Here is a 12,826-nt window from a genome sequence, read left to right on the forward strand (position 1 = left end):
TCAAATCCCTTCTTTTTTATTTTATAATATTCACCTGTAACTTTTATACTGCAATTCGCAAAAGCGACAGGTAAAAAAATATAACCTTCACATCGTTGTGTAAGTACAAAAAATATACCTTAGTACATTTTCACACTGTATGGGTTCTGCAACATTGTGAATAATGTTCTAAATTATATCATCATCACCTAATTTTGGCAACTATTTTTTTATAAATTCATCCCCTAATCCATTTTCAATCATATTGCTTAAAACTTCAGCAGCTTCTTCCTCATCGGAACCATCGCATATTAATTCAATCTCATCACCGTACTTAATGCATGCGGACAGAACACCTAATACGCTCTTAGCATTAACTGTTTTATCTCCTAATCGTATTGAAATTGTTGACTTAAAATCAATTGAACGGTTGCACAAAACACTGATAGGGCGTAAATGCAATCCGATCGGATTTTGTATGACCAGTTTTTTGCTTACCATAAGATACCTCCTGCCATTGTTCAAAATGATTATTTCATTAAGCGTATGTTCACTTCAGGATCATTTTCTAAAACCAAATATTCGGGTAAATCTGCTCCAAGCTTAACAGCGTAGGTACCCCCCGTGTAATTGGTAAGGTCAATATAAGGTTTTACTATCTCTTTTGTAAGGTTGTTAATCTTCAAACGTTTAAACGGTCCGTTTACCTGAACTGTGATTGGACTCATAGTCAGATAATCCAGGTTGTACCCCAGAGGTTTGTTCTTTATATCAATATCCTCCGGCAAAAATGTAATCTCCTTTGTCTCAGCCTGATCAACGGTTACATTTATTACCGCTGATTGGTTTTCACCAACTAAAATCACACCCTTCGGTAATTGATCCTGAAGATTAATCTCCTTTTCAATCGCTGCATTGGCTGCTGTGACATCCTCCTCCACTGTTAAATCATTTATTGTTTGAAGTAAATCGTCAGGTGCAGCTATCACTATTGTTTTCGGTTCATATTCAATCTTAGAAATCATATATCCGTCGGCTGGTTTCCCCTTGGGCAAGACATTCAAGTTAATTGTTTTCGTTTTATACATGTCTATCGCTACTACTACGCCGTTTTCGCTATATTGCAGATGTGAGGAATCAATCTCATTCCCATTCGCATCCAAAGCCTTTGGTCTTTCTTTAATGTGAAATGATTCATGTTCATCCGATACATTCACTTCTACTACGATCTGAGCGATGCTGTCAATCTTGCTCTTAGGACCTGAGACACGTAACAATGTATTCGCTGTTTTTTGATAGACATAATATCCATCAGCAGGTTCTCCCTTTTGTACAACATTCACCTTAAACGGTTTCTCCACAACATCTTCCAGTGTAATTTTCATTACCTCATTGTTGCCGTTTACAACAGTCACCTCGTTGCCGTATCTTGGACAAGTGATATTAATACTTACTGTATTAAGTTCAGATAACTTCGAGAAATCTGCAGTTACTTTAAAATCCGCAGATGTTAATTCTTCTGTAATCTTTCTACGTGCAGATACTGTAAAATTGATAGTTTCCCCGGACTTAATATCATAAATCTTACCTAATTTCTTAATTTCACTTTCATTCAATATTTGCACCGGAACATTATAAAAGGGCTTCTTGCTGATCGGATTCTCAAGATTCGTAATAACAAGCCATAAGAGTGCCGCAAGAATAATTGATAGAATTTTCAAACCAATATTTCTAGTCAACTTCTCTTTCATTCTTGAATCTTCCCTTCCATAACTTCAATTTTTTTGCTTCTACTGATTTTTTCTGTGCTTCTTCCAGTTTTGAGCGAAGGTAATCACCATCTACATTCCGAATCAACTTACCACCCTTCGCAATAGAAACTTTACCTGTTTCTTCAGATACGATAATCGTTAAGCTGTCACACACCTCACTAATTCCAATTCCTGCACGGTGTCTGGTTCCCAGATCCTTGCTCAACTGCATGTTATCCGATAAGGGCAGATAGCATGTCGCTGCGGCTATTCTGTTGCCACGAAGTATAACAGCTCCATCATGAAGTGGTGTATTATGTTCAAAGATATTAATTAAAAGCTCACTACTAATCAAACTATCAATATAGATACCAGTGCTTTCATAATCCTTCAACGATATCTCATCCTCAAGAACAATTAAAGCACCAGTCTTAGCTCTGGCAAGTTCAAATGTTGCTCGAACAATCTGGTTTAGCGTATAATCTGAGAATTTCTCATTTTTATCTTTTCCATCATCAAAAACCATAATCGATTTAACCAGGTTCTTCTGTCCTAACTGTTCTAACGCTTTCCGAAACTCTGGTTGAAATATAATAACAATGGCTATAATGCCCACATTAATTGTGTTTTTTATAATCCAAAGCAGAACATTTAAATTAAACAGCACAGCAACAAACCAAAAAACCATAATAACCACTAGCCCTTTAACCAGTGACCATGCTCTCGTGTTCTTTATCCATTTCACTACATTGTAGATCAAGTATGCAAGAATGCATATCTCCACAAAATCAGTTGCATAAACCTTAGGCGGGTAGAATTTCAGCAAGTAATCATGTAAAAAATTATTAATCAATGACCCCATCTGCATTCACCCCTTACCTAGTATTTATTGATTTGTATCAGAATTCTCAACTTTATCTGTCATTTCAGGTTTAATCTCTTCTTCGATATGTGTCTCTTCCTGGATTACATCCGACTTAATGTCTTCACTTTTTGATAATCCATGAACTGAATTTTTCACATTTATATGTTTGATTTTCATCTGTGGAGTAGTAACGGTTACTTTTGGTACTGCCTTAACATAGTAATAATATACATCATCTTCAAATTGCACATATTCTGCACCGGAGTAATCCAGTGTAAGTTTAAAGAAATGAATAATAAATACAATTCCTGCAGAAACAATGGTTCCTAGTATCATAGACAATATTTGCCCTGTTTGATCCAAAACATAATCAGAGATTAAAAAGGCAAGAATACCAACTAGTGCTCCGGCAGCAATTGAAAATTCGAAAGCATAATCAAATTTCATCCTTCTGACATAATAAACAACCAGGATAACTAACGCAAATATCGCAATCGAAATTATCATCTGTTTATTACCGATTAATTCATCAATAACATAAATATATGTTTTAAGGATATCGCCGACCGATGTTGTTTGCTGCATGGATACCGCTGTTTTAATCACCTGAAGCAGATAATATATGAATATACCACAGGCAGTCGGTACAACTGCGATCGGTGTTGCGATTACTCCAAGTAATATAGGTACCATATAAGGTATCTTAATATAGTACAAAATCGGGATAGCAAAAAGAACATATCCTAGTTTTGGTGTAAATCTTGCAAAAAGAAGATATACAATTAGAAGTAACAATATCACAATCACCGATAAGAACGGTGATACGCAGTACACATGAATCACTACCATAATAGCGGCTAAGAGAATCATGACTGCAGATGGTGTGAATGCACTTAACAAAGATAAAGCTAATACGATTGGAATAGATCTTAATCTCGGATCATAGCCAATCTCTTTGTTTATTACTAAAAATGAAGTTAATGCAAAAATAAATTTAATAACCGGGATTAAATAAGTATCATATTTTTGATAAAAATTCTTCACCCGTTCTCGAAATACCAACAATGGCATCATATAGTAGTTCCTCCCAAATTTAAACTTCCGATGTTTCCTCATTATAAAGATTATTCAGACGTTTTAATAGTTTGTAGTAACGTCCCAGCTTCTTACGGGATCGATTGAACCTGTAAGTATACAATAGTGCTGTCCCCGCTCCGTATACAATTAATAGTATAATATAATAAGCTAATGCTGTCGTTCCAATTGTCTTATAATTCAAAACCAATGCATCCTTAATGATTTCCTCTGAGCGATAGAATATGATAAATCCTAAAATCAAAAGGTAGCCAATTGTAGCAAAGATTATTGATTTGATTACCTCATACCTTACATAATCCCCTTTAAAATATTTGCTCAAACGGATATCGTCTTTTCCCTTTTTTTCTTCATACAGGGCTAGCTTTGTCATAAGTCTAATCTTATCATTATTCACCATGATAAATACCATGCCTTTCATCAAAACCTGCAAGCTTTGAACCGCAGGCACTTTCTCTAAATACTTCACCATATTTTCTTCAAATATTCACAGTCTAAATCCATGTGGTCAAACTATGCAAAAATTCGGTTTATAGCTATTATAGCATAATCGATTTTGAATTTCGAGAATTTTTTTATCATTTGGAAATATTGACTATTTTTTCATAATAATAGGGTGTTTAAGGTGTAAAAAAGAATGCCAGACTCCTTCACCTACCAGTAACAGTCAAGAAATCTAGCATTATATTGTTTTTTACATGTATTACAACTAGGATAAAAATATTTATCACTTCATAGCACGACTTTATTCTATCTCCCTCAATCTTTCAACCAGTGATCTTCTGCTGAAGATATCAACTATAATAAAGGAAAGCAATACCGGTATCGCAATTACAAAAGTTCCATATCCCAGAAAATAAAGTAACGGAAAACGATATTCCAGATAGGTAATCCCGCTCCAAATCATTAATCTGACAAATCCATAACCTACTAATGTGCCGGGCAAAGCTGCAACAATAAGATTAACAAATGCAAAATACAACCCGTCGCGTATTATCATTGCTCTGATTTGTCTGTTCGTTGCACCAATTGCACATAGACACGCAAATTCTCTCCTCCTTGCCATAACACTAGAAATCAAAGTATTTAACAGGTTAATTACACTGAATGCAATCACGAAGAAAGCTCCTCCCATAAAGGTGGTATAAATCATGTTATACTGCTCCTTCGATTTCACCTTTTCTTCCTTATGAGTAGACAAACTTAATAGCGCATTGTTACCGGCAATCTCCCTTACATCATGTTCAACTCCTGCCTTTTGATCATTCGATGCGACAATGAGTCTTGAGTTTAAATTAAACTGAGGTATCATCATTTTCATTAATAAATCATTTGGCAACAGGAACCAACCGGAGCTGTATGCTAATTTGAACATATCTTCATCTCGATATAACATACTGCTATTATCAAGAATTCCTCCTATGGTAAAGGTATCCTCCATTTCTTTCTCACCATTGAACCATTTTAATGTAACACTGTCTCCAAGCTGAAAGGACCAACCGAATACTTCTTTTGCAATGTCATTATGAGCAATAAGAATTTCTTTGTTTTGAACCATTCTGTTATAGTCAATGTTTCCTTTTTTAATATATCTTCCAATCAAGGAGATATCTTCGTTCGTAAAAGGTACCACACTATCCTTCTCCGTTACCCCACGGTAAGTATAGTCAACGGATAAATCTTCAATAGGGATTACTTCCTTAACCCCGTTAATCTTAATTAATCGATTAATCAGATCCTTATTCAACGGATTGTTCATCTTTATTCCCGTTTCTCCATGTCCATTCGTCTGAGCCGCTTCTGTTGACAGTTCAATAACATAGTCACCAAAGTGAAACCAGGATTGTCTTGAAAATGCATCTTCATTAATCGAAGTTAAAAAGGAACTTGAACATAGGAATACAATACCTGCCAAACAAAGTGAAATCATTGTCATCGTGGATTTCTTGTGGTCGTCACCACCCCTGCTTGCCTCAATTGGGGATATATTTGCCGCCAGCTTTGCCGGTTTTCTAATTGAAAACTGTACGGTTATATAATTAGCAAATAAAATCGCAACGCTATATATTATAAATACAACCGGATTAAACCCCTGGGGTTTCAATAGATAAGCAAAACAAGCACCAATCCCGATTCCAATTATTCCACCAATGAAAGCTAACGCTGTACCTTCTTTTCTAACCATTCTTTTTACTTGCTTCTTGGTCATGCCAATTGTTCTAAGTTGTCCGAACTGACGTATTCTTTCCGATACAGAGATATAGAATATACTGTGAATTACAAACACGCTTACAAAGAGCACAACGATTCCGATTAGGATAATCGAGATTATATCTCTGATGTCAAAGGATAGATTGCCTCCATTCATATTACGCTCTATCTCCAGAATCGCTCCGGAATAGAATGCCAACCCTGCAATCAACCCCACGGATAGAGTAATGGTTATTAACGTAAATAAATTACGCAGCTTATATTCTTTCAAACTACCTTTTACTAGTTTACAAATCGTTTTTTTATTATTTACTTTAAGCATAGGAACCACCCACAATTCTACCATCTTCGATCCGGATGATTCTGTCTGCAAGCTGTGCAATTTCTTCATCATGTGTTATTACAACCATGGTCTGCTTAAATTTCTCACTGGTTACCCTTAACAATCCGAGTACGTCCTGACTGGTCTTACTGTCCAGATTACCGGTCGGCTCATCGGCTAATAAGATAGCAGGCTTCGAAGTCAGTGCTCTTGCAATTGCAACCCTCTGCTGCTGTCCTCCCGATAACGTATTGGGTTTGTTTTGTAGTTTGCTTTCTATCCCCAGTGCGGTTATTATTTTATTGATATAGGTTTTATCCGGTTCTTTGCCGTCAAGCGCGATTGGCAACAATATATTATCGTATACATTCAGTGTTGGAACCAAATTATAATTTTGAAATACAAATCCAATCTTACGTCTACGAAATATGGTGAGTGCTTCCTCTTTTAACTTATATATTTCATTACCATCTACAAAGACCGTTCCTGACGTAGGGTGATCAAGCCCACCGAGCATATGCAAAAGTGTAGATTTTCCGCTTCCGGATGTTCCTATTATCGAAACAAATTCCCCATTTTCCACCTTAAGATTTATTCCCGCCAAAGCATGAACGGCACTTTCATTTTTACCATATATCTTTGTTAAATCCTTCGTTTCAAGAATCGTCATATTAAAACCCTCCGTATCATTCTATAAAGATTTTAACGGAATAATCTTTCAAGAATCTTTCCGGTACTCAAATAATTCTTACACTTTTGAAAGATTTCACCCTTCCATCGGTAAAAAAACCGAAAAAGTCGACCCCTGATTCAACTTAGAACTCACTTTGATATATCCACCTTGGTTTGATAGTATCTCTCTGGATAGATAAAGGCCGATCCCTACCCCTTCTACATCACTGACCTCGGGCGAACGATAAAAACGTCTAAAGATCTTGGAATAGTTCTCTTCCCTTATCCCAATCCCTGTGTCACATATCTCAATACAGCAAAAAAGTTGATAAGCTTTCACTGATATCTGCACATTTCCGCCATTCGGGGTGTACTTTATCGCATTATCAACGATATTGTATAATGCTTCACCCGTCCATTTCGCATCAAAGATGGCCTCCTGATCGCTTACCTCTACATTCAAAGTTATCTGCTTTGCTTCAGCCTTGGGATATGCCTGAATAATCACGTCATCGACCAACTCCCGTACACGATTCTTCTTTGGGGATACCGTAATAATGCCCGCCTCCAATCTGGAGGCTTTAATCATGGAGGCGATCAGAAAGCTCAGTTTTTGTGACTGTTCCATCAACGCAGTTACATATCCCTGGTCCGTCTCTGACAGATCACTCTCTGCGAGTAATTGTGTATATAATAAAATATTAGCAAGAGGGGTTTTCGTCTGATGAGATATATCCGATATGAGTTCATTCACTTTCGCCTTCTCCTCTGAAAGCTGGGTTTTGGTCTTGTTACTCATCATCAAATACTGAGAAAGCTTGGTTTCCAGAGCAGACACTTTCGATTCATCAAAACCGTTTTCGATCGGTCTGCCTTCCATGGCATTCTCTACCATCTGATTTAAACGCTCAATTGTATGATTCACTTTAAATATATCCATCTATTTCACCACCCATGTGTAACCGATTCCGTAAATGGTCTTAATATACTTTGGTTTGTTCGGAGCCTCCTCTAACTTATCCCGGAGTCTCTTAACTGTGACAGAAAGTGCATTCTCATCCACATATTCTGCTCCATCCGTCCAGATACGATCCACAAGGGTCGCTCGCTCTATGGTAATTCCCTTGTTTTCAACCAATATTCTTAGTAGCTTTTGTTCCGTCTTGCTTAACTCAATCGGTTTATTATCATTGAGGTACTCCATACGATCAAAGTCAAAAGAAAATCCATCCTGTATATAACAGTTTGTCTTTCCTCCCTGCTGCTTCCTAAGCTGCGTATTGACCCTAGCGCGAAGAACTGCCAGACTAAATGGTTTCGTTATGTAATCATCCGCTCCCATCTCCAACCCGGTTACAATATCAGTCTCCATATCATTTGCCGTTAATAGAATGACAGGAGTGCTACTTCGACTCTTCACTTCCTTCATTAGGTTCAGTCCATTTCCATCCGGAAGGTTGATATCCAGAAGCATCACATCAAAGAGGGCTTGCTCCATTAAGGTTTTTGCAGAAGAGATGGTATGGCATTGAACCATATCCACCTCCTGATTTCTTAAAGCGAGGCAGATTCCTTCCGACAGAGCCTTATCATCTTCTACAAGCAGAATACGCTTCAATAATTTACCCTCCTTCATTGATCACTTTGTATATCTGAAATCATCATTAATGTTAATATCTTACTACTCATTATAATTAATGATGATGTGAAGTCAATTGAAAGGTTTATAATCTAAAATATTGGATTGTGCTTTAGTACACAAAAAAGGTGACGAACGAATTCGCCACCTCTTACATTATTTATACTGTTCTTTCACCTCAACTAAAACTCCAAGTACTTTTGATGTGTCAAAATATTCATACGCCTCATAGCCTTTTTCTTGTTTAAAAAGTGAATCAAATCCCGCATTTTTCATAGTTTCTTCGTCATTTTCTAAAGGTCCGTCTGATAACAAGCATATTGAGCAAATTGACGTGCCATGTTCTTTTAACCAAGCTGCCCATGGGTCATTATTTCCTAGCGGCTGGATAATTTCAAACCAGAAATTATCGCTGAAAATGCTCTCTACCTTCATTGGGGTATCCGTGATATCGGCACCTTTATACTTCGTAAAAGGTGTTCTTACCTCTTTATGCTCTGTATTCTGCTCTTTAGGCGCTTTCCCTGTGCCTAGTAAAGTTTTATATGCAGAAACTGTTTTTTCTAAATCGTCTGTTACGACAATAACCTTAATTATATTCGTTGATGATAATGCCATTTTTTTCTCCTTTATCTTATCTAGTAATCTCTATTTGTTTATTTATTAGTGAAACCCCCGTCAGCAATAATCTCAGCACCTGTCACATAAGAAGACTCATCGGAAGCTAAGAATAATGCAACCGCTGCAATCTCGCTAGGCTTGCCGATATGCCCGATGGGTAGTTGTGAGACAATATTGTTTCGAAGTTCGTCATCACCGTGCACAAAATCTGTGAATGCCTGTGTTTCCGTTGGACCAGGGCTTATCGCATTTGCTCTGATTCCTATTTCTGCAAGCTCTCCTGTGAACGAACGCGCCATAGACCTAACCGCTGCTTTCGCCGCATTATAGACAATGGCATTTTTTCCCCCTTGAAAACCTGCAATTGATGATATTAGAACAATTGAAGATTTTTCAGACATATACGGAATTAATTTCTGTACCGTGAAAAAAGCAGAAAAAACATTAAGATCCATTGTCAAATGAAACTCCTCCGGTGTGATTTCGGAAATTGGGTTTTGAGGTCCGTTTCCAACAATCGGTAACACCGATTTTACTTTACGACCTGTTTTTTTAACCGCTTCTGCTATTTTTTCTAAATCTTTTACATTTGTTGCATCGACTTTTATAATGTCAACAACCTGGCTGTTTCCTTCATATACTTTTTTCGCAGTTTCCACATCAAAATCAGCTACTATTAAATCAGCACCTTCACTTATGAGACGTTCTGCGATTGCTCTGCCAATTCCATTCGCCGCACCTGTGACAACGCATAATTCTTTATCTAATACTTTACTCATAAAATTCCACCTAAACCTTTCATCGCTACACCCAAAAATCGTGTGAAACTAACCATTTAAACCTATAACCATCTAACATGCCTTCTCCTCAAATTGCTTGTTCATAAGTTATTGTCCCACTTTATGCGGGACAATGACCTCTGCCATAAACGAAGAAGGGTGAATTGTGCTCTAATTCACACTAAACGATATACTCAAAATACTCAAAGGTAGCTGTTGAATCGTAGCCGGAATAATCAACTGCAGCCAAGCCCACAAATGCTCCCGTGAAAAAGCCACCATAATGTAAATTCACGTAATCATCTGACAAAATTATTGCATCAAGTTTAACAGGTATTCTTCTCCAATTTTTCCCGTCAAAGGAATAATCATAAAAATAATCCAAATGATCTACAACTGTCTTGAACCAAACCCACTCCGTTCCTTCAGGAATCCTTACCGCATTTCCTTTTAAAACAGAGGTGTATTTGCCACTGTTGCATTCTGCAACTTCTATCACATTATTACATTCGTCGTCTTTTGTGATAAAAATCCATGACCAGTGCTCGCTGTTATAATAATTTACAAGACCTGCCATTGCCTGATAGCTATATGGGCTAAATTTCACCTTTGTCACTGCTGAAAACTCAAAATCTTTCCATCTTCTAGCAATAAATGATGGGTTGAAATTATTTGAAAGTGAACCACGTCCTATCAGTTCAAGTTTTCCATCTCCAACCTTTCCCATGCTTTTAGAAAAAGGAACCCTTAAGGTATTCCACTCACCACCTAGCTGATCCAATGAAAAATCATCAAAAACAGCATTGGTTTCAGGCGCCTTAGTTAGTATGGCATCTAATGGAGCATCAACCTCTTTCAAGCCGCCATGCCCACCTACAACTCTTGGCCAAAGTTCATCATCCCAGTATACCTTCTGAATACTTGTTTCACGTCCAAGTGTACACCACCCTCTTGGGTCATAAATACTCTCGGTGGAATGGTGAAGAGGCCTAGCACATAGTGAGGCATAATACCACTCACCAGAAGGGGTTTCGACAAGCGAACCATGCCCTTGTTTTTGAAGATAGTGGTCTGGTGTGTCAAAGTTGGTGATAAAAGGTCCGTTCGGCTCCGTTTCATAAGGTCCAGCCAGATTTTTTGAACGGGCAACAATTTCTTGGTGTGACCACATTGTGCCGCCTTGTGCTGCAAATATATAATAGTATCCATTCCGTTTATATATATGCGGTCCTTCCACTGTCTTCACGTTGGTACCATTGTAGACAGTTTTTGCGGTCTCCGGTTTCAACCTCTTATTATCTACATCGTATTCTGTTAAAGTAAGCCCATTGAATGCGTTGTTATACTCACGATGATCCCAAGTTTGTTGAATGAGATATTTTTTCCCATCATCTTCATGAAATAGAGACGCATCAAAACCAACACCATTTAGCTTGATCGGTTTGCACCAAGGACCTTTTATATCCTCTGCTATGGTCAAATAGTTATACATATCTTTGAACGCACCGTCTATCACTTTTACATCAGTATAAACGAGCCAAAACTTTCCGTCAGCATAGGATAAATCAGGCGCCCAAATACCCCCCGAGCTAGGATTGCCTTTCATATCAAGCAACTCCACGCTGTCAAGAATAGATGTGGTCAAATTCCAATGCACAAGGTCTTTCGATTCATGCACCCTGACGCCAGGAAACCACTCAAACGTAGAAGACGCAATATAATAAGTGTCGTCTACTCTAATCATTGACGGATCGCCATGAAAACCTGTAAGAACCGGATTTATGATTTTCATAATGTTTCTCCCTCATATTTAAAATCAAGTTGTCGTCTGATTTCATCCATGATTTTCATCACGGATAATGTGTCTTCCCAAGGCATAACAGAAGATTCCACCTTACCTTCTAAAAGACACCTTTGCACCTCAGCAGCTTCAAAGTGCATACCAAAAAGCCCGTCACGACCACCTTCATGATTTTCATGTGTTTTTGAGATGTACTCAAATGTTGAACCGTCATTATAGTAAACAGTAAAATCCGACGGTCTGTAAAATTGCCTATGTATTTCTATTCTCCCTTTTGTTCCGCAGATTGCAGCGGTGACAGGAGATGATGCAAGTGAACTAAAAGCTAACATGGCAAGTGCACCTTTACCATTTTCATATTCAAAAATGGCAGCATCATTTGAATCTACACCTGTTGGCGTTGCAGAGCCAGCCGCGATTATTCTTGTTGGGTTTCCAAGCAAAAACTGCGCGAACGATATTGGATATACGCCCAAGTCTAAAAGAGCTCCGCCTGCAAGCTCAGGTGCATATAAGCGATGTTTCGGATCAAAAGGAAAAGATACCCCATGGTCCGCAATTATCTGTACAATGTCCCCAATTTCGCCACGATCAATCAACTCTTTTACCTTGATGATATGTGGCAAAAATCGAGTCCAATACGCCTCCATAACAAATAGATTTTTCTCTTTTGCTAAATCTAGAATTTCTTTCGCCTGCTTATAATTTTGTGTAAATGCCTTCTCAACTAATATAGGCTTATTGTGTTGCAAGCACTTCATCGCCCACTCATGGTGCTGCGCATGTGGAGTTGCAATATAAATTACATCAATGTCCGGATCTTTCATAAGCTCTTCGTAAGAACCATACGCTTTTTTTATTGATGGAAACTCACATTGGAATGCCTGTGCTTTTTTCAAATCACGGGAACCAACAGCAGCGATGTTTCCACCGGCTTTGATTACCTGTGCAGAAAAACAGCTCGCAATCCAACCGGCACCAAGGATCCCCCATCGATGCGTATTAGGCATCTTTTCATCTAGCTGTTCAGGATAAGACCTACTCAGTAAAAATTCTTTTTTTATATTTTCCATCGTTTTAAAACCTCATAA

At 37.8% G+C, this 12,826-nt stretch carries 13 protein-coding genes; all 13 read right to left on the bottom strand.

Going from position 1 to position 12,826, the window contains the following annotated elements; translation table 11 throughout:
- Positions 1-201 precede the first annotated feature (201 nt).
- Positions 202-480, bottom strand: coding sequence for an HPr family phosphocarrier protein (locus tag AC6IWN_RS14075; protein WP_497988039.1), 279 nt, complete (start codon positions 478-480; stop codon positions 202-204).
- 29 nt (positions 481-509) lie between these two features.
- Positions 510-1,730 carry a CdaR family protein gene (locus AC6IWN_RS14080; protein WP_497988040.1) on the bottom strand — a complete coding sequence of 407 codons (1,221 nt, stop codon included), beginning with the start codon at positions 1,728-1,730 and terminating at the stop codon, positions 510-512.
- Positions 1,711-2,592 carry a diadenylate cyclase CdaA gene (gene cdaA / locus AC6IWN_RS14085; RefSeq protein WP_497988041.1) on the bottom strand — a complete coding sequence of 294 codons (882 nt, stop codon included), beginning with the start codon at positions 2,590-2,592 and terminating at the stop codon, positions 1,711-1,713. Before cdaA ends, AC6IWN_RS14080 begins: the two co-directional genes overlap by 20 nt.
- Before the next feature lie 24 nt (positions 2,593-2,616).
- Positions 2,617-3,669 (bottom strand): hypothetical protein, encoded by a 1,053-nt coding sequence (locus AC6IWN_RS14090; RefSeq protein WP_497988042.1) that lies wholly within the window; start codon positions 3,667-3,669, stop codon positions 2,617-2,619.
- Between the two features lie 19 nt (positions 3,670-3,688).
- A complete protein-coding gene (locus tag AC6IWN_RS14095) occupies positions 3,689-4,162 on the bottom strand; it encodes a hypothetical protein (protein WP_497988043.1) in 474 nt (157 codons plus the stop codon).
- Positions 4,163-4,435: 273 nt separating this feature from the next.
- Complete coding sequence (locus AC6IWN_RS14100) at positions 4,436-6,223, bottom strand: ABC transporter permease (RefSeq protein ID WP_497988044.1); 1,788 nt, start codon at positions 6,221-6,223, stop codon at positions 4,436-4,438.
- Entirely contained in the window at positions 6,216-6,893 is a 678-nt protein-coding gene (locus AC6IWN_RS14105) for an ABC transporter ATP-binding protein (RefSeq protein ID WP_497988045.1), read from the bottom strand. Before AC6IWN_RS14105 ends, AC6IWN_RS14100 begins: the two co-directional genes overlap by 8 nt.
- 96 nt (positions 6,894-6,989) lie before the next feature.
- Positions 6,990-7,835: a sensor histidine kinase gene (locus tag AC6IWN_RS14110; protein ID WP_497988046.1), complete on the bottom strand. Its 846-nt coding sequence runs from the start codon at positions 7,833-7,835 to the stop codon at positions 6,990-6,992.
- Entirely contained in the window at positions 7,836-8,513 is a 678-nt protein-coding gene (locus AC6IWN_RS14115) for a response regulator transcription factor (RefSeq protein WP_497988047.1), read from the bottom strand.
- A gap of 177 nt (positions 8,514-8,690) precedes the next feature.
- Positions 8,691-9,152, bottom strand: a complete 462-nt coding sequence (locus AC6IWN_RS14120; protein WP_497988048.1) for a VOC family protein — start codon at positions 9,150-9,152, stop codon at positions 8,691-8,693.
- A 38-nt stretch (positions 9,153-9,190) separates the two neighbouring features.
- Complete coding sequence (locus AC6IWN_RS14125; protein ID WP_497988049.1) at positions 9,191-9,934, bottom strand: SDR family NAD(P)-dependent oxidoreductase; 744 nt, start codon at positions 9,932-9,934, stop codon at positions 9,191-9,193.
- A gap of 181 nt (positions 9,935-10,115) precedes the next feature.
- Positions 10,116-11,726 (bottom strand): glycoside hydrolase family 43 protein, encoded by a 1,611-nt coding sequence (locus tag AC6IWN_RS14130; RefSeq protein WP_497988050.1) that lies wholly within the window; start codon positions 11,724-11,726, stop codon positions 10,116-10,118.
- The gene (locus AC6IWN_RS14135) at positions 11,723-12,808 is read right to left on the bottom strand and encodes a Gfo/Idh/MocA family protein (RefSeq protein WP_497988051.1); all 1,086 of its coding nucleotides are present in this window, start codon (positions 12,806-12,808) and stop codon (positions 11,723-11,725) included. Before AC6IWN_RS14135 ends, AC6IWN_RS14130 begins: the two co-directional genes overlap by 4 nt.
- Positions 12,809-12,826 lie beyond the last annotated feature (18 nt).

Source organism: Variimorphobacter sp. HTMS_6, from assembly GCF_059717775.1.

Excerpts from the sequence above, each read along its gene's own strand:
- AC6IWN_RS14090 (WP_497988042.1), bottom strand. The coding sequence starts at position 3,669 with ATGATGCCATTGTTGGTATTTCGAGAACGGGTGAAGAATTTTTATCAA.
- AC6IWN_RS14075 (WP_497988039.1), bottom strand. The coding sequence starts at position 480 with ATGGTAAGCAAAAAACTGGTCATACAAAATCCGATCGGATTGCATTTA.
- AC6IWN_RS14135 (WP_497988051.1), bottom strand. The coding sequence starts at position 12,808 with ATGGAAAATATAAAAAAAGAATTTTTACTGAGTAGGTCTTATCCTGAA.
- AC6IWN_RS14080 (WP_497988040.1), bottom strand. The coding sequence starts at position 1,730 with ATGAAAGAGAAGTTGACTAGAAATATTGGTTTGAAAATTCTATCAATT.
- AC6IWN_RS14110 (WP_497988046.1), bottom strand. The coding sequence starts at position 7,835 with ATGGATATATTTAAAGTGAATCATACAATTGAGCGTTTAAATCAGATG.
- AC6IWN_RS14130 (WP_497988050.1), bottom strand. The coding sequence starts at position 11,726 with ATGAAAATCATAAATCCGGTTCTTACAGGTTTTCATGGCGATCCGTCA.
- AC6IWN_RS14100 (WP_497988044.1), bottom strand. The coding sequence starts at position 6,223 with ATGCTTAAAGTAAATAATAAAAAAACGATTTGTAAACTAGTAAAAGGT.
- AC6IWN_RS14120 (WP_497988048.1), bottom strand. The coding sequence starts at position 9,152 with ATGGCATTATCATCAACGAATATAATTAAGGTTATTGTCGTAACAGAC.
- AC6IWN_RS14125 (WP_497988049.1), bottom strand. The coding sequence starts at position 9,934 with ATGAGTAAAGTATTAGATAAAGAATTATGCGTTGTCACAGGTGCGGCG.
- AC6IWN_RS14095 (WP_497988043.1), bottom strand. The coding sequence starts at position 4,162 with ATGGTGAAGTATTTAGAGAAAGTGCCTGCGGTTCAAAGCTTGCAGGTT.
- AC6IWN_RS14105 (WP_497988045.1), bottom strand. The coding sequence starts at position 6,893 with ATGACGATTCTTGAAACGAAGGATTTAACAAAGATATATGGTAAAAAT.
- cdaA (WP_497988041.1), bottom strand. The coding sequence starts at position 2,592 with ATGGGGTCATTGATTAATAATTTTTTACATGATTACTTGCTGAAATTC.